Annotated in this window: 17 protein-coding genes; 11 read left to right on the top strand and 6 right to left on the bottom strand. The window is 63.0% G+C overall.

Annotation, left to right across the window (positions count from 1 at the left end; all coding sequences use genetic code 11):
* Window positions 1–43: 43 nt before the first annotated feature.
* Window positions 44–1,063 (bottom strand): SDR family oxidoreductase, encoded by a 1,020-nt coding sequence (locus ABUH87_RS13570; protein ID WP_367774474.1) that lies wholly within the window; start codon window positions 1,061–1,063, stop codon window positions 44–46.
* A 195-nt stretch (window positions 1,064–1,258) separates the two neighbouring features.
* Between ABUH87_RS13570 and ABUH87_RS13565 the strand changes: the two genes are divergently transcribed.
* Window positions 1,259–1,726 carry a COG3650 family protein gene (locus ABUH87_RS13565; RefSeq protein WP_367774473.1) on the top strand — a complete coding sequence of 156 codons (468 nt, stop codon included), beginning with the start codon at window positions 1,259–1,261 and terminating at the stop codon, window positions 1,724–1,726.
* A gap of 33 nt (window positions 1,727–1,759) precedes the next feature.
* Here ABUH87_RS13565 and ABUH87_RS13560 read toward each other — a convergent pair whose 3' ends face one another.
* The gene (locus tag ABUH87_RS13560; protein ID WP_367774472.1) at window positions 1,760–2,185 is read right to left on the bottom strand and encodes an OsmC family protein; all 426 of its coding nucleotides are present in this window, start codon (window positions 2,183–2,185) and stop codon (window positions 1,760–1,762) included.
* 133 nt (window positions 2,186–2,318) lie between these two features.
* Between ABUH87_RS13560 and ABUH87_RS13555 the strand changes: the two genes are divergently transcribed.
* The 4 genes from ABUH87_RS13555 (at window position 2,319) to ABUH87_RS13540 (ending at window position 4,591) form a co-directional block, all read left to right on the top strand.
* Window positions 2,319–2,648 (top strand): Rieske (2Fe-2S) protein, encoded by a 330-nt coding sequence (locus ABUH87_RS13555; protein ID WP_367774471.1) that lies wholly within the window; start codon window positions 2,319–2,321, stop codon window positions 2,646–2,648.
* Between the two features lie 176 nt (window positions 2,649–2,824).
* Window positions 2,825–3,886 (top strand): PAS domain-containing protein, encoded by a 1,062-nt coding sequence (locus tag ABUH87_RS13550; RefSeq protein ID WP_367774470.1) that lies wholly within the window; start codon window positions 2,825–2,827, stop codon window positions 3,884–3,886.
* A 13-nt stretch (window positions 3,887–3,899) separates the two neighbouring features.
* Window positions 3,900–4,292, top strand: a complete 393-nt coding sequence (locus tag ABUH87_RS13545) for a response regulator (protein WP_367774469.1) — start codon at window positions 3,900–3,902, stop codon at window positions 4,290–4,292.
* Window positions 4,292–4,591 carry a hypothetical protein gene (locus ABUH87_RS13540; RefSeq protein ID WP_367774468.1) on the top strand — a complete coding sequence of 100 codons (300 nt, stop codon included), beginning with the start codon at window positions 4,292–4,294 and terminating at the stop codon, window positions 4,589–4,591. The genes ABUH87_RS13545 and ABUH87_RS13540 overlap by 1 nt, the downstream gene beginning before the upstream one ends.
* Window positions 4,592–4,601: 10 nt before the next feature.
* On the opposite strand, the gene ABUH87_RS13535 is transcribed toward ABUH87_RS13540, so the two are convergent.
* Window positions 4,602–6,200, bottom strand: a complete 1,599-nt coding sequence (locus ABUH87_RS13535; protein ID WP_367774521.1) for a GMC family oxidoreductase — start codon at window positions 6,198–6,200, stop codon at window positions 4,602–4,604.
* A 171-nt stretch (window positions 6,201–6,371) separates the two neighbouring features.
* On the opposite strand from ABUH87_RS13535, the gene ABUH87_RS13530 reads away from it, so the two are divergent.
* The 3 genes from ABUH87_RS13530 to ABUH87_RS13520 all read left to right on the top strand — a co-directional run bounded on the left by ABUH87_RS13530 (window position 6,372) and on the right by ABUH87_RS13520 (window position 9,095).
* Window positions 6,372–7,232: a TIGR03620 family F420-dependent LLM class oxidoreductase gene (locus ABUH87_RS13530; protein ID WP_367774467.1), complete on the top strand. Its 861-nt coding sequence runs from the start codon at window positions 6,372–6,374 to the stop codon at window positions 7,230–7,232.
* A 71-nt stretch (window positions 7,233–7,303) separates the two neighbouring features.
* Complete coding sequence (locus ABUH87_RS13525; protein ID WP_367774466.1) at window positions 7,304–7,744, top strand: SRPBCC family protein; 441 nt, start codon at window positions 7,304–7,306, stop codon at window positions 7,742–7,744.
* Window positions 7,745–7,835: 91 nt separating this feature from the next.
* The gene (locus tag ABUH87_RS13520; RefSeq protein WP_367774465.1) at window positions 7,836–9,095 is read left to right on the top strand and encodes a dipeptidase; all 1,260 of its coding nucleotides are present in this window, start codon (window positions 7,836–7,838) and stop codon (window positions 9,093–9,095) included.
* A 60-nt stretch (window positions 9,096–9,155) separates the two neighbouring features.
* On the opposite strand, the gene ABUH87_RS13515 is transcribed toward ABUH87_RS13520, so the two are convergent.
* The gene (locus ABUH87_RS13515) at window positions 9,156–10,433 is read right to left on the bottom strand and encodes a cytochrome P450 (protein ID WP_367774464.1); all 1,278 of its coding nucleotides are present in this window, start codon (window positions 10,431–10,433) and stop codon (window positions 9,156–9,158) included.
* Between the two features lie 188 nt (window positions 10,434–10,621).
* Between ABUH87_RS13515 and ABUH87_RS13510 the strand changes: the two genes are divergently transcribed.
* Complete coding sequence (locus ABUH87_RS13510) at window positions 10,622–11,890, top strand: amidohydrolase family protein (RefSeq protein ID WP_367774463.1); 1,269 nt, start codon at window positions 10,622–10,624, stop codon at window positions 11,888–11,890.
* 100 nt (window positions 11,891–11,990) lie between these two features.
* Here ABUH87_RS13510 and ABUH87_RS13505 read toward each other — a convergent pair whose 3' ends face one another.
* Window positions 11,991–12,686: a DUF2490 domain-containing protein gene (locus ABUH87_RS13505; protein ID WP_367774462.1), complete on the bottom strand. Its 696-nt coding sequence runs from the start codon at window positions 12,684–12,686 to the stop codon at window positions 11,991–11,993.
* Between the two features lie 83 nt (window positions 12,687–12,769).
* Window positions 12,770–13,429, bottom strand: coding sequence for an extensin family protein (locus ABUH87_RS13500; RefSeq protein WP_367774461.1), 660 nt, complete (start codon window positions 13,427–13,429; stop codon window positions 12,770–12,772).
* A gap of 203 nt (window positions 13,430–13,632) precedes the next feature.
* Between ABUH87_RS13500 and ABUH87_RS13495 the strand changes: the two genes are divergently transcribed.
* Both ABUH87_RS13495 and serA read left to right on the top strand, forming a co-directional pair.
* Window positions 13,633–14,763 carry a phosphoserine transaminase gene (locus tag ABUH87_RS13495; RefSeq protein WP_367774460.1) on the top strand — a complete coding sequence of 377 codons (1,131 nt, stop codon included), beginning with the start codon at window positions 13,633–13,635 and terminating at the stop codon, window positions 14,761–14,763.
* A gap of 92 nt (window positions 14,764–14,855) precedes the next feature.
* On the top strand, window positions 14,856–16,439 hold the full coding sequence (serA, locus tag ABUH87_RS13490; RefSeq protein ID WP_367774459.1) for a phosphoglycerate dehydrogenase: 1,584 nt from the start codon (window positions 14,856–14,858) through the stop codon (window positions 16,437–16,439).
* The last annotated feature ends 105 nt before the right edge of the window (window positions 16,440–16,544 follow it).

The following is a 16,544-nucleotide window of genomic DNA, read 5'->3' as shown; positions in this document are numbered from 1 at the left end:
GGCCCTGCAGGGGTTTCCTTCAGGGCCAGCGCAGCCCTTTGGCTCAGTGTCCGCTCAGGACGGGCAGGCGGTTCCGCATCGCGGCGCCCAATGCCGCGAAACTGAGCGCGAACACGCCAGCGGTGGCCGCAATCGGGTGTCGGCGCATGGCCGCATAGACACTCCTTTTCCGCATGCCGCTGCTCTGGTCCCCGTAGACCTGGCCCTTGCTTCCGCCGTGATGGAAGCCGCCTTCCACTTCACGCTTCGGCTTGTCCTTTTCCAGAGCCGTGCGGAAGAAAGTCCAAGAGAAGACACGGTCCGCCAGACCGGGCGCGATATTCGCGAGCAGCGTCATGGCCCTTCCGGATCCACCGACGATCATGTCGCGCGTCGGGTGTTCGGCGGCATGGCAGATGGCGCGGGCGACGATATCCGGCGAGTAGACAGGTGGCGGAACCTTGGAACGTCCCTCCATCTGGTTGAACGAGTGTTCCCCGAAGGGTGAGTTAATCCCGCTCGGCTGGATCAGGGTCAACGAAACCGGCACCTTGTCGTGCATGAGCTCAAGGCGAAGCGAATCGATGTAGCCCTTCACCGCGTACTTACTGGCCGTGTAGGAGGACAGGATGGGAGCGGGCATCTGCGACGATATGGAGCCGGTCACGATCAGCGCGCCGCCGCGCTGCTTGAGGTGTGGGAGCGCTTCCGTCGCGCAATGCACGGTTCCCCAATAGTTGGTGTCGAACAGCCGGTGATGGTCCTCGTCGCTGAGGTCCTCCAGCTTTGCGTAAACACCGACTCCTGCGTTGCTGACCCAGGTATCGAAGCCACCATGCCTCTCGATCACTGTCTCGACGGCTGAGTGGACATCCTCGCGGGACCCGACGTCCGCGCAGATGTAGTCGCATCGGCCGCCTTGGCTGCGAATGTCGCTTGCCGCCTTCTGAAGGCCGTCTTCGTTACGGGCGATAATGACGACATGGGCGCCCTGTTCTGCGGCCATTTTGGCAGTGGCGAGGCCGATCCCGGAAGACCCGCCTGTAATGACAATCGTTTGCTCGCTCAGTGGCTTGAGTTTCATGTCGACCTCCGTTCGCGTGTTGCGTGTTGCGTGTTGTCTTAACCAAGGCCTCACGCTGCCTATCGTTCCATGGAACTGGGGACGCGAACTCCGCCGGAACCCTCATCTTAGAACCTGCCTTCGGCGAGGCGCTTCGCGGTCTGGGTTGGGATCGAGGAGGGGTGCGGTCGCCGGTTTGCAATGCTACAGAGGGGCATGACGATTTTCCGGCCAACACTGCTGACCCCACTGCTTAGCCTTGCCTCTGCTCTGCTGCTTACGGCGTGTCATTCGGGCCAAGGGCATGGACAACCCGGGGTGCCGGGAGAAGACCAAGGAACCCAGCCTTTCACTGCCATTGCTCCTGACGATACGCTGCATTTCGTGGGAACGGAGCCGTTCTGGGGAGGGGAGGCGAGCGGCGGAATGCTGACGTATTCGACACCCGGAAATCCGGACGGCACCAGGATTCCGGTAAAGCGCTTTGGTGGGCGCAACGGTCTGGGACTGAGCGGGATGCTGGATGGCGACACTTTCGACATGACGGTGACGCCCGGCACGTGCAGCGACGGGATGTCCGACCGCCGCTATCCCTTCACGGTGACGCTCAACATTGGCGGCGACATTCGTGAGGGATGCGGCTGGACCGACAGCAGGCCCGCTACTGAACCTCAAGCGCTCTAAGCCGGCCGAGCGCTTTCGGGCTTCCCGAGAGGGTCAGCTCTCGAGATGAGTTGTGAGCGTAATCTCACAGTTCAGCAGCTTGGAGATGGGGCACCCTGCCTTTGCATCGCCCGCAATCCGTTCGAACTCGTCTGCCGAAATGCCGCTCACTTTCGCAGAGAGCGACAGCTCCGATTTCGAGACCTTGAAGCCCCCGTCCTCCGAGACAAGCGTAACTTTGCACTCCGTCTCCAGAGTGCCATCTGTATGGCCGGCCTTTGCCAGCGCGAAGCTGGTCGCCATGGTGAAGCAGCTTGCGTGCGCAGCCGCAATCATCTCTTCAGGGTTGGTGCCGGGGGCATCCTCGAAGCGGGTAGCGAAGCCATAGTCGGCGTCGATCACGCCGGAACGGGTGACAACATGGCCTTTGCCCGTTTTGCCAAGTCCCTCGTAGCGAGCGGTTGCACTGTTGACGGTCATGCTAACTCCTTTGCAAATCCAGTAATCCGGTTGCTCCTCCAAGGTGCCTCAAAGGACGCTGGACATCCCTAACGAGCCGGGAGCATGCTTGTGCCGGCTGATTGCTCCGGCACCCGGAGAGGAGGGTATCGCGATGGAATTCGTCAAGGTGGCGAACACTTCGCAAGTGGCTGAAAGCGTACTTTTGCCGGTCGAAGCGAAAGGCAGGAAACTGCTGCTGATCAAGGTGGACGGCACATACTACGCGGCGCAGCGCCGATGCCCGCACATGGGCTTCAATCTTTGTCGCGGGGCGGTCGTCGGCCACTCAGTGGTATGCCCGCTGCACAAGGCGAGTTTCGACCTTGAAACGGGCGCGGTGAACCGGGATCCGCGCTTGTTGTTCATCAACATGAAGGCCAAGGCCGATCTTGAGACCTATCCCGTGCGCGTCGATGCAGGCGAGATCTTCGTCGGCATCTAAGCCGGTGTCTGAGATGCGGTCCTTGGGGGACGCTGTCGGTCTTTTGCCCTGCGCTTTTTTGCGAGCGCGAAAGCGCTCCGGGAACTGTTCACGCGCAAAATCATTAATGCCATACAGGTTATTCGCCGTTTTCGAGGCAGAGGCGATCGATGTCGCACGATGAACGAGCGCCGTCGGTGCATCCGCTGGCGTATCCCGAAGAGCAATCAAGCTACTATTCTGATGATGAGTTGGCCGGTCCGCGTGACGCGTCCAGCTTCTTTACCGGGGCCTCCGGCGTCATGTTCGAGCAGGCCATGGCGCAGACCCGCATGGCGGTTTGTCTTTGCGATCCCGGCAAGGATGGTCTGCCCATCGTATTCGCCAATCGCGCGTTCCGTGAGCTGACCGGGTACGAAGAACACGAAATAATCGGTCGCAGTTGTGGCTTTCTCCAGGGGCCGGGCACGGATCCCCGCGAAATTGAGAAGATCCGCGTCGCGCTTCGCAATGAGGACGTGGTGCTGGTGGAGGTGCTGAATTACCGCAAGGATGGGTCCACGTTCTGGAACGCGCTCCACCTGGGACCGATTTACGGCGCGGACGGCGAGCTGAAATACTTCTTCGGCAGCCAGTGGAATGTGTCGGACGTGCGGGCCGCGCGTGCCGAGGAGTTGCACGCGCGCGTCATGGCGCGTGAGCTGTCGCATCGCATGAAGAACATGTTTGCGGTGATCTCGGGCATCGTCAACATCACGGGACGGGTGCGCGGCATTCCCGAAGAAGCAGCGGAAATCAACAGTCGTATTCAGGCTCTTGGCCGCGCCTACGAGACCACGCTTGATGAAGCATCCAGTGGCACTATCGAGATCGGTCCGGCGATTCGCGCTATCCTTTCGCCCTATGACGCTGACGAGGCTCGGCTGAAGTTCCTCGGCAATGGGCTGAGGGTGCATTTCCCGACGGTCTCCGTAGTGGGACTGGTGCTCCACGAACTGGCGGCCAACGCCACCAAGTTCGGTGCCTGGTCCTGCGAAGGGGGGAGGGTCGAGCTCGACTGGCGTGGCTCTTCTGGAGAGGGGCCCTGCAACCTTGTCCTGACCTGGCGCGAATACGGCGGCCCTGACATCCCGTTGGCTCCGCAACAGGGCGGCACGGGAACCCAAATCGTCGACCGCATGCTCCGCCATGGCGGCGGGCAGATCGAGCGCCGGTGGAACGCCGACGGCCTTGAAGCAACAATCATCATCCCCGCATGAGGCATTTCAAGACATGGGAACTTCCATTGGCATGAACATCCTGATGCTGGAGGACGAGCCGCTGATCCTCATGGACCTGGAATTTGCCGCTGAAGACTTGGGCTGCCAGGCGCTGTGCGCATCGAGTGTCCGAGACGCCATGGCAATCCTCGATGGCCCCGATCCTGTCGACGCGGCAGTGCTCGATGTCACGCTGAAAGGCGGAGAAACCTGCGTGCCTGTCGCGCGGGCGCTTCAGCAGCGCGGGATACCGTATCTGCTGCACTCCGGCGACCTTAACCGTCATGATGAGACGGTGCGGGGGCTTCAGGCAGAACTTGTCGCCAAACCGGCGAGCGCGAGCCGCGTTATCGCTCGTGCCATGAGTTACGCCAATGCGGGCGGCGGCATGGCGGCGCAAGCCTGATGCCACGGACGCAGGCCACGAGCGGCATGGAATGGCCCATGCTCGCGGCACAGGCATGGTGGCTTGGTGCCGAGGCATCGTGGGTGATCTGGTTGCGCTGCATGCGCTTGGCCCAAGGCGGAGCGAACGCCGACAGCGAGGCGCTTCGCATGTGGACGGAGAAGTGGCAGGCGCAAGTGGACCTTGCCGCAGCATTGAGCACCGGCCGCTTCGGAAAGGATCCGGAGCAGATCGCACGCCGCACCCTGAGCCACTACAGCAAGCGTGTCCGCGCCAATCGCTCGCGGCTGATGCGTTAAGCCAGCAATATCAAGCCGCTGCGGCGCCGGCGGCATCTTCCATGATCATGGCGGCGCCTTTTTCGGCGATCATCATCGTTGGCGCATTGGTGTTGCCCGAGGTGATCGTCGGCATCACCGAAGCATCGATGACGCGCAGACCGGAGATGCCACGAAGCCGCAACCGGCTGTCGACTACGCTGCCCATGGCGACGGTGCCAACGGGATGAAAGATCGTGGTGCCAATCTCTCCTGCGGCCCGCACCAACTCCTCCTCGCTCTGGAACTGCGCGCCGGGACGGGCTTCCTCGGGCCGGTATCTGGCGAGAGCGGGCTGGGCGACGATCTGCCGGGTGATGCGGATCGCCTCGGCCGCCACGCGCCTGTCCTCCTCAGCGGAAAGGTAGTTGGGCCGTATGGCCGGAGGCGCGTCCGGATCAGTGTTGACGATATGCGTCGTGCCACGGCTCTCCGGGCGGAGGTTGCAGACGCTGGCGGTGAATGCCGGAAACACATCGAGCGCGCCGCCGAAAGCCGCGAGGCTGAGCGGCTGAACGTGATACTCCAGATTGGCAGTGGCAAATCGCGGGTGGCTCTTGAGGAACAGCCCCAACTGACTGGGCGCCATGGCCATCGGACCTGTACGCCGCAGCACATACTCCAGCCCGATCAGCGCCTTGCCGAGCAGGTGTCCGGCCCGCTGGTTGAGGGTTGTGACGCCTGAGACCTGATAGGCGCAGCGCAACTGGAGGTGGTCTTGCAGGTTGGCGCCCACCTCGGGCCGGTCGACAAGCGGCGCAATGCCAAGATCGCGCAAACGCGTGCCGTCGCCGATCCCGCTGCGTTCCAGAATGGCTGGTGAGCCGATCGCTCCGGCCGCAAGGATTACCTCGCCGCGTGCGCGGGCGCAGCGCTCCTCCTTTCCCTGTCGCCAGGCAATGCCGGTTGCGCGTCCGTTCTCGATCAGCACCTTGTCGGCGTGGGCGTTCGTCACGACGCGCAAGTTCTTGCGCGTCCGCACTGGCCGGAGGAACGCGTCGGCTGCGCTCCAGCGCCAGCCGCGCCGCTGCGTCACCTGGAAGAAGCTGGAGCCTTCGTTATCGCCTGTGTTGAAGTCGTGAATCTGCGGCAGTCCATACTGCTCTGCGGCATCGCGGAACGCTTCAAGGATGTCCCAACGCAGGCGCTGCTTTTCGACCCGGATCTCACCCCCCGAGCCATGGAACGCGCTGGCGCCCTCGTAGTGATCCTCAGCTTGCTTGAAGTAGGGCAGGACATCGTCCCAGCCCCAGCCGGGGTTGCCGGCCTGCCGCCAGCCATCATAGTCCGCCGCCTGCCCGCGCATGTAGATCATGCCGTTGATGGAGGAGCATCCGCCCAGCACTTTGCCGCGCGGATATTTCAGTGCTCTCCCGCCGAGACCTTCCTCTGCCTCGGTCGACATGCACCAGTCGGTGCGTGGATTGCCGATGCAGTAGAGGTAGCCTACTGGCACCCGGATCCAGATGTAGTTGTCGCGCCCGCCGGCTTCGAGCAGCAGCACGCGATTGCGCGGGTCGGCGCTAAGGCGATTGGCAAGCACGCACCCTGCGCTGCCTCCGCCCACGACGATGTAGTCGAACTCGTCCATCAACTGTCGGCTAGGCGCGCGAACGGCCTCGATCAAGCCTCGCTCCAGCGATGCGGACGCGCCATGTGCTTCAAATGCCTTGAAGCGGCGGCATCACCGACCCAAAGTGGCGGCGAGCAAGATCACAAATGACGGGCGCGCAAAGTGCCCGGCGATGAGAGGGAAGCAGGTATGAGCGCACCGGCCATCGGCAAAGTCGGCATCTGGTCACTGGAACTACGCTACGGAGACAGGGCCGAAGCGCTCGATGCCACAGCCGAACTGGACGAACTGGGCTTCGGTGCTTTGTGGGTGCCGGGAGGCATCGATTCCGGTGTTCTGGCCGACGCGGAGCAGCTCCTCGCCGCCAGCCAAAAAGCTGTGATTGCAACCGGTATTCTCAACATCTGGAAGCACGATCCCGCAGATGTCGCGCAGTGGTATTCGGCGCTTCCGGAGGAGCAGAAGGCGCGCTTCCTGCTCGGCGTCGGAGTCAGCCACGGACCGATCATCGGCGAGAAGTGGGGTAAGCCTCTCGAAGCCACAGGTGCGTTTCTCGACGGCCTGGAAAAGGGCGGTATGGCCATGGACCATACGTGCGTCGCCGCACTGGGGCCAAAGATGGTTGCGCTCTCCGGCGAGCGAACGGCGGGTGCGCACCCATACCTGGTCACGCCCGATCACACTGCTCAGGCTCGAGAGATTCTGGGACCTGACAGGCTGCTCGCTCCCGAGCAGGGCGTCGTGATCGAGAGCGATCCGGCCAAGGCGCGTGCGTTGGCGCTGGGCGCTGTCGAGCACTATGCCCGCCTGCCGAACTATCGCAACAACTGGAAGCGGCTCGGCTTCGACGATGCTGAGATCGACGCCTGCAGCGACCGCCTGCTTGAGGCGCTGTTCGCGATTGGCTCGGTCGAGACAGCAGCGGCAAGGGTGCAGGCACATCTCGATGCCGGCGCCGACCACGTGTGCCTGCAAGTCATCGTCGATCGCGAGGCCGGCTTTACACCGCTGCGGGCGCACTGGCGCGCTCTGGCGGAGGCGCTGCTTTGACACAGGTCGCGGAAGACAGCTGGGATTTTTCCGGCGCCTGCGAAGAGCCCGGCCGAATCAAGGGGCCGTGTGTGGGCCACCGGGTCACGATCGACGCTCCGCCCGAGCTGGTCTGGGACTTCATTGCGGATTTTGAAGGCTGGAAGGGCTGGAACCCGCTTTACCAGGAGACATTCGGGCACGCCGAAGAGGGCGGGCAGCTCCGCTTTGTTGTGCATCTGGCTGGCATGAAGCCGCACAGGGGCAAGGCGCAGGTCCACAAGGTGCGGCAGAACGAACTGCTGGAGTACGGGCTCTCCGGGCTAGGCGGATTGCTCAGGACCATGCGTTTCATCGAACTCCATGAACTGTCGCCCACGCGCTGCCAGGTGGTCAACGGAGAGATCATGGGCGGACCGCTCGGGCGGCTTGTCTCCCGCAGTTTGGCCACCAAGGTCTCGCAGGGTTTGAGGGATATGAACGAGGCGCTGAAGTCCGTCGCTGAGAGAAAGTGGCGCGAAAGGCCCATGTGAGGGGTTCACCCAGGCAAGACTGACGGAACTTCCTTGCGGTCGCAGCGCCGATTGGCTTTCATGGCCACCCCTGCCGTCGCAAAGGACCGTCATGCGCCACGTTTCTCTTCTTGCTCCACTTGTCGTGTTTGCGTTGAGCGGCCCAGCGACCGCCGCCACGCCCGAGGCGGTTGCAACAGCCGCGCTCAAGGCAGCCCCTGTGTGGGACGGCCACAATGACGTCCCGATCCAGCTGCGAGCACGGGAAAAGAACGTCATCGAGGGGTTCGATTTCACCGATACGCAAGGGACTGCCGATCCGGCGACCGGTGCGGCGGCGATGCACACCGATGTCGCGCGCCTTCGCGAAGGGCAGGTGGGAGCGCAATTCTGGTCCGTTTACGTTTCCGCGGGGCTGAATGACGCGCAGGCAGTGCAGGCCACGCTGGAGCAGATCGATGTTCTCAAGCGGCTGGTCGCAGATAACCCGCGCCACCTTCAACTCGCCACCAACGCGGCAGAGGTGGAGAAGGCGACGCGAGCGGGACGTATCGCGTCGCTGATCGGCATGGAGGGCGGCCATTCGATCGGCGGATCGCTGGCTGTGCTGCGGCAGATGTACGATCTGGGTGCCCGTTACATGACGCTGACGCATTCGAAGAATACAGCCTGGGCAGACAGTTCCACCGATGTGCCGGCGCACGGCGGCCTTAATGACATGGGGCGCGACGTGGTGCGCGAGATGCAGCGCATCGGCATGCTTGTGGACTTGAGCCACGTCAGCGCCGAGACCATGCACGATGCGCTGCAGGTGTCCCGGGCTCCGGTGATATTCAGCCATTCGGGTGCACGTGCAATCAACGGTCATCCCCGCAATGTTCCCGATGACGTGCTTGCGCGGCTGAAAACCAATGGTGGGCTGATCATGGTCAACTTCGTGCCGGACTTCGTCAGCGAAGAGTCCCGCAGGTGGTCGGCGGCGCAAAAAGCAGAGAGCGCGCGGCTGGAAGCTCTCCATGTCGGCAATCCCGCAGCGGCCAAGGCTGCAATGGAGGCGTGGATGGCAGCGCATCCGCAGCCCAGAGCAACGCTGGCGCAAGTGGCGGATCACATCGACCACATCGCGAAGGTTGCCGGCGTGGACCACGTCGGGATCGGCGGCGACTTCGACGGCATTAGCGCACTGCCGCAGGGGCTTGAGGATGTCTCGACTTATCCGGCGTTGTTCACCGAGCTGGCCCGGCGGGGTTACAGCCAGCAGGGTCTGGAGAAGATCGCCAGCCGCAACATGATGCGCGTTTTGAAAGCTGCCGAGGCCTATGCCGCCGCACACCGTGGTGATCCGCCTCTGGAGTCGCCGACGACGTTCTAAGGCGACGCTTCAAGATGACCGGCCGATCCTCCCACTGGGGCAGGAGGATCGGCGCACCGGTCAGTTGACGTCCCAGATCAGCGGCAGGTTACGGATCGAGAGCAAACCCGGGAACACGGTCGTGTCTGCGCCCGGCTTCACCCGGAATTCCGGAATGCGCTTGAACCATTCTTCCAGCAGGATCCGCAACTCGCGGCGCGCCAAGTGGGCGCCGAGGCAGATGTGGACACCGCCGACGAACGTGAAGTGACGGTTTGCCTTGCGCTCGGGATCGAATTCGCGCGGGTTCTCGAAACGGGCGGGGTCGAAGTTGCCTGCGGGGTTCAGGCACTGGAAAGTATCCCCTTTGCGGATCTGCACGCCGTGCCACTCGAAATCCATCTTCGCGCTGCGCGAGGATGAGAGGATGGGCTGCGTGCGCAGGAACTCTTCGACGGCCGGGTTGATGATTTCGGGGTTGTCGCGAATGCGCGTCTGAAGTTCCGGTTGTAGCGCCATCCGGCGGTACATCTGAGCGATGGTAGCGGCCACGGTGTCCAGACCGCCGAGCCAGAGAAACCAGACCATCCCGATCTTCTCGTCTTCGGTCAGCCCCCGTCCTTCGATCTTTCCGTGGACGATGGAAGAGACCAGGTGCTCGTCGGGCTCTCGCTCCTTCTCGGCGATGAAGCCGCGCAGGTACTCGAGCACTCCGCGCAGTGCGGCCTGCATCTTCTCAAGGCTGCCCGAGTGCAGGATGTCCCATTCCCAATCCAGGAACTGTGCGAACTTCTCGTCCGGAAAGCCCATCAGGCCCATGAAGATGCGCACCGGGAACACGCGGGCAAAGTCCCAGGCCATGTCGACCTCGCCCTTGTCGGCGACTTCCTCGATCATCTCCACGCAGATCCGCCGAATGCGCGGCTCCAGGTCGCGCGTGATCCGCGCCGGCGAGAAGTAAGGCATCAGGTACAGGCGGTACTTGGAGTGCTCGGGCGGATCGATGGCGAGCGGAATCGAGCGGAAGGTCTCCCCGATCAGGCGCTGGAACTCTGCCGTGCCCGCGTTCGAGAAGTGTTCGTTGTCTGAGTAGACCCGCTCGATGTCCTCATAGTGCGAGACCACCCAGCTCCCGCTACGATTTCCCGAGATGGCACCGAGTCCATGCATCGTGGGCGGATTGTAGAGCAGGCGGGGGATTTCGGCGCCGGCGAGCCAGCCGCTCGGCTCATAGGGATCAACCAGATCGTTGGGGATCGATCCCATGGCAAAGCTGAGGTCGACGATCCGATCCTTGGGAACATTGTCGGGCGCGTCGAAGTCGACGCGGATCGCGTCCAGAGTGCCTGTGTTGGTCATGTTCTTCTCCCGTGACTTTGGAGTGTGCCTTGAGCCATGCTGGCTCGCAAGTGCTGGCTTGACCCTGAAGGGCAAGTGCCCCGTGTCGGCACCGATTCATCGTGACGGCGTTGGCCCGTCCATTGAATTTACGGCCCTCCGCTGCGAAATGAGAGTCATTCAGCTTTTGCGCATTTCGGGAGACTACCATGGCCGACGCCGACACCAAGGAGATAGCGGAAAACGCCCGCAAGTACTGGTCCGCTGAGGGCTATACCGAGGGCGGTGTGATCCGCGAGGTCGACTACTCCACGCAGTCGGGCGGCCTTGATCCGATGTTTGAGGGTATCAAGATCGTCGACACCGACACCCACATCACCGAGGCGCCGGACCTCTTCACCAGCCGGGCACCCGCCAAGTACAAGGACAAGGTGCCTTACGTGAAGCTCGACGCCGACGGCGTTGAGCGCTGGTACGTGGGTGACCGCAACTTCGGCTCGATGGGCGGCAACGTGATCCGTGCCGACAACAACAAGCTGCTGGGCCGCCTCGCCTTCCCCAAGCTGGAGCAGGCCCATCCGGGCGGGCACCAGCTCAAGGAGCGCCTCCAGGCCATGGACGACATGGGCGTCTACGCTCAGATCGGCTTCCAGAACTCGGGTGTGACGCAGGCCGGTTCGCTGATGTCGCTCGGCGACAACGATCTCGCGCTCGCCATCGTGCAGATGTACAACGACGCTTCGGCCGAGTTCCAGGAAGCTTCGGGCCAGCGCATCTTCAACATGGCGCACCTGCCCTTCTGGGATCAGAAGGCGATGGAAGCCGAAGCCCGTCGCTGCCACGACATGGGCCTGCGCGGCTTTGTTCTGCCTGACACGCCCGAGCGCGTGGGCGTCCCCAGCTTCATGCATGACTACTGGAACGGCGTTCTGGAGACATGCGAGGCCACCGGCATGCCGCTCAACTTCCACCTGAACTCGGCAGTCGATCCCAACACGTTGACCTGGGAAGGCTTCCAGTTCGAGCAGACGCTCTCCGTGGTCGCTACGATGTTCTCGATCGGCAACGCGGCCACTCTTGGTAACTGGTGCGTCTCGGGCCGTCTGGACCAGTATCCCAAGCTCAAGATCGGTCTGATCGAGAGCGGCGCGGGCTGGGTGCCCTTTGCGATCGAGGCGCTGGAGCACCAGTTCAACGAGATGCTGCCGCGCTTCTCGAAGACGCTCAACCGCCGTCCGGCAGAGTACTTCCGCGATCACTTCTGGTGCACCTTCTGGTTCGAGAAGGTCGCGCCCAAGATCCTGCTGGAGACCATCGGCGAGGACAAGCTGATGTTCGAGACCGACTTCCCGCACCCGACCTCGCTCTATCCGGGCGTGCAGGAGCACCTGAAGGACGTGCTCGGCGGCTACAGCTACGAGACGCAGAAGAAGGTCCTGCAGGACAACGCGGTCAAGCTTTACAACCTGCCGTTCTGATTGGGTTCGCCGCAAGGCGACGCCTAGAAAAAGCCGGGGCCCCGCATGGTGCCCCGGCTTTTTTGTGTCCGGTTCACTCAGTGCCGGAAGATCGCTTCGGTCAGTGGCGGAAGAACAGCGCCACGGCAGCGACGTGATTCATCTGCGTGCGGCCGCCAGTCCGGTCGATGGTCTGGTTGAGATAGCCGACTTCCAACGTCGAGGTGCCCGGCAGCCCCACCTCGGCGCCGACGAAAGTGCGCAGCTGGTCAAAGCCGCCGCGGGCGCCCCAGTCGGTGTCGTTCAGGGCGACGAAGATTTCGGAATAGACCAGAGCGTTGACCGCATCGTCGGACGGGCGCAGCGGCTTCTCGTAGCGGAGCATCTCGCGCATGCGCCAGGCCACATCACTGCCGTCCGACCGCCAGCGCTGCTCGAGCCGGGTGCGTGAGGTGAGTTCACCCCCGAGCGGCTTGCCCAGCGTCAGGTTAAGCTGCTGGAAGCTGCGCTCCTCGTTGATATCGCGCCCGCCTTCGACCGGTGACACGATGTGGCCGTAGCCCTGGTACACTGACACGGTGGGCGATAGCTTCCATCCCACTGCGCCCCGGAGAAGCAAAGGATCGATGCGCGACACGCCGTCGCCGATCCGCGGTTGGACTTCCGCGAAATAGATCAGGTTGCCTGAGATCGAGCCCATAGAAGTCAGGTTCAACCAGACCTGCTCGTCGTGGGAGGTCTCGGCAAGAGCAGGGTGCGTCACACTTGCGGCAGCAAAGGCCAGGAGCGTGCGGGCAACGGTGCGGAAGCGCGGCATACGATTTGCCTTAAAAACAAAGAGGTGGCTGGGGGGCAACATACACATGGTCCGTAAGCGGCCAGTCGTATTATAGGATGGACTCAGCGGCAGAAGCTTGCTGCGTCGGCCTCAAGGTGGAAATGGTTCCGGTGCGCCGCATTGTAAGCGGGGCCCAGAGTGGTGCCAAAGCGCTTGCAGGCGCTGGCATGGATTACACGCAAGAAGCGCCGTTCGGCAGAGGTCCCGCCATCCCAATCGTCCAGCACGGTGATGCGGCGCCCATCCTCCAGAACGAAGCCCGAGACGTCGATGGCATTGGCCGTGGCATGCCCGGACAAGCGACTGGTCCCTGCAACGGTGCGGCAGGAGTAACTACCGAAGGTCTCGATTTTCGCAACGCGTGATCCGAGGATCTGCTCCGCCGCACGATCGACGCCGAAGCGAGCCCAGCCCGCGAATTGCGTCGCCATGCTGCATGTCACGGGACCAAGATTCGACAGCGCGAGCGAATCGGTATCGCTGCGCAGGCTTGAAAGGCGGACAGTTCCCAGATTGCTGCAGCCGCCGCCGAAATACTGGTCGGGCAAAGGCGTGAAGCTGGCCTGCGTAAGCCCCAATTGTGAAAGGCACTGGCGAGTCTCGGGACGAGGGGACAGCAACCCCTTTGAAGGGCGCACGGCGTCCCTCCGCGTGTCTTGCGGGGAATCGACGCAGCCACTGAGAGTGGCCGTCACGAGAAGGAGCAGCACAATTCGGCGCATAAACGCGGTATCAAAGATCAGGGTTTGTTTTGCCTTAACACCTTCGGATCGCAGTGCCAAATTTGCGGCAACGCCCTGCGCTCGACCGCCCGAGCCGCGCGTACCATCGAGATTACGTTTGACTTGGGCGCGCAGGTCTCTAGTTCGGCCCCCGGGCCACGCGGTCCCAACGCCGCGCGAGCTCTCTGTAAGGAGAGTCTTAAATGACTGAATACACCCGGCCGGACCGCAAGCCTGCGCGTCCGTTTTTCTCTTCCGGCCCGTGCGCAAAGCCGCCCGGATACGCTCCCCAAAAGCTCGCGACTGAATCGCTGGGGCGGTCGCACCGCGCCAAGATCGGCAAGTCGCGCCTGGGCTACTGCATCGATTTGATGCGCGAGGTGCTGCAGCTTCCCGATACACACCGCATCGGCATTGTGCCCGGTTCTGACACCGGCGCTTTCGAGATGGCCATGTGGACGATGCTCGGCGCCCGCCCTGTTACAACGCTCGCGTGGGAGAGCTTTGGCGAAGGCTGGGTGACGGACGCAGTCAAGCAGCTCAAGCTCGATCCTACGATTCTCCGCGCCGACTACGGCCAACTGCCCGATCTGGGGCAGGTCGATTGGTCGAACGACGTGCTGTTCACCTGGAACGGTACCACCTCTGGCGTGCGCGTGCCGAATGGTGACTGGATCGCTGACGATCGCGAGGGGCTCTCCTTCGCTGATGCTACCAGCGCCGTTTTCGCCTATGATATTCCTTGGGACAAGATCGACGTTGCGACGTTCTCCTGGCAGAAAGTGCTGGGTGGCGAGGGCGGCCATGGCGTCCTGATTCTCGGTCCCCGCGCCGTCGAGCGGCTGGAAAGCTATACGCCCGAGTGGCCGCTGCCGAAGGTCTTCCGCTTGGTATCCAAGCGCAAACTGTCCGAGGGCATTTTCAAGGGCGAGACGATCAACACGCCGTCGATGCTTGCTGTTGAGGATGCGATCTTTGCGCTGGAATGGGCAAAGTCGCTGGGCGGGCTGCAGGGTCTCAAGGGGCGTTCGGATGCGAATGCCGCGGCGCTCGACAAGATTGTTCAGGAGCGTGACTGGCTAGGCCATCTCGCTGCCGATCCGGCGATCCGCTCCAAGACCTCCGTGTGTCTGACGGTGGACGGTGCTGACGCCGACTTCATCAAGAAGTTTGCCGGCCTGCTCGAGAAGGAAGGCGCAGCGTACGATGTGGCCGGCTACCGCGACGCGCCTGCTGGCCTGCGGATATGGTGCGGCGCCACCGTGGAGACTGCTGACATTGAGGCGCTCGGACCCTGGCTCGACTGGGCCTACGAGACCGCCAAGTCAGCCTGACGGCGTTCCGGGCTTGGCCCGGATCGCCTCAGCCACAGAACCACGCCTTTGAGCCCGGTCCCGGGTCACGCCCGGGACGACAGGAGACTACCATGACCAAGCCCAAAGTCCTCATTTCCGACAAGATGGACCCGAACGCCGCCCGCATCTTCGAAGAGCGCGGCTGCGATGTCGATATCATCACCGGCGAAACGCCCGAACAGTTGATCGCCCGCATCGGCGACTACGATGGCCTCGCCATCCGCTCTTCAACCAAAGTGACGCAGGCGGTGCTCGACGCTGCCCCCAAGCTCAAGGTTATCGGCCGTGCCGGCATCGGTGTCGACAACGTCGACATTCCCGCAGCGTCCGCAAAGGGCGTCGTGGTGATGAACACGCCGTTCGGCAACTCGATCACGACGGCGGAACATGCCATCGCGTTGATGTTTGCGCTTGCTCGCCAGTTGCCCGAAGCCAATGCGCAGACCCAGCAGGGCCTGTGGCCGAAGAATGGCTTCATGGGCGTCGAAGTCACTGGAAAGACGCTCGGCCTGATCGGTGCCGGCAATATCGGTTCGATCGTGGCGAGCCGCGCACTCGGCCTGAAGATGAAGGTCGTCGCCTTCGATCCGTTCCTCACGCCCGAGCGCGCGGTGGAGATGGGCGTCGAGAAGGTCGATCTGGACGGCCTGCTCGCCCGTGCGGATTTCATCACGCTGCATACGCCGCTGACCGACCAGACGCGCAACATCCTTTCGGCCGAGAACTTGGCCAAGACCAAGAAGGGCGTGCGCATCATCAATTGCGCGCGTGGCGGGCTGGTCGATGAGGCGGCGCTGAAGGAAGGGCTCGACAGCGGCCATATCGCCGGCGCCGCGCTCGACGTGTTCCAGACCGAGCCCGCCAAGGACTCGCCGCTGTTCGGCACCCCGGGCTTCATCTGCACACCGCACCTGGGCGCATCGACCACCGAGGCGCAAGTCAACGTGGCCTTGCAGGTCGCCGAGCAGATGGCGGACTTCCTTGTCAGCGGCGGCGTCACCAACGCGCTCAACATGCCTTCGCTGAGCGCCGAGGAAGCGCCGAAGCTGAAGCCCTACATGGCGCTGGCCGAGAAGCTGGGCAGCCTCGTGGGACAGCTCACGCGCGATTCGGTGCCCCGGATTTCGATCCACACCGAGGGTGCCGCGACCGAGCTGAATCAGAAACCGATCGTGGCAGCTGTGCTCGCCGGGTTCCTGCGCGTGCAGTCCGACACGGTGAACATGGTCAACGCGCCGTTCCTTGCCAAGGAGCGCGGTCTGGAAGTCCGTGAGGTGAAGACCGAGCGTGAGGGTGATTATCACACGCTGGTCCGTGTCTCGGTGAAGACCGAAAGCGGTGAGCGTTCGGTGGCGGGCACGCTGTTCAACAACGTCGAGCCGCGCCTGGTCGAGATGTTTGGCATCAAGGTCGAGGCCGAGCTCACCGGCCACATGATGTACATCGTCAACGAAGATGCTCCCGGCTTCATCGGCCGGATCGGTACGCTGCTGGGCGAGAACGGCATCAACATCGGCACCTTCAATCTCGGCCGCCGCAATGCCGGCGGGGAAGCGGTGCTGCTGCTCTCTGTCGACGGTTCGGTCTCCGAGGACGTGCTGAAGCAGGCTTGTGAGCTGCCCGGCGTGAAGATGGTCAAAGCCCTCTCATTCTGATGTTCTTGTGCCCCTCCCTTGTGCGGGAGGGGCCAAGCGCCTGTTTGTCCTGCGGCGTCAGATGCACTACAGGCCCTCACCCGAGCCCTCCGGTAACCGGGAGGG

Origin of the sequence: Novosphingobium rhizovicinum (genome assembly GCF_040813635.1) — a bacterium.
Classification (GTDB): domain Bacteria; phylum Pseudomonadota; class Alphaproteobacteria; order Sphingomonadales; family Sphingomonadaceae; genus Novosphingobium; species Novosphingobium rhizovicinum.
The sequence above is the reverse complement of the archived record's forward strand: the minus strand, read 5'-3'. Positions and strand labels throughout refer to the sequence as shown.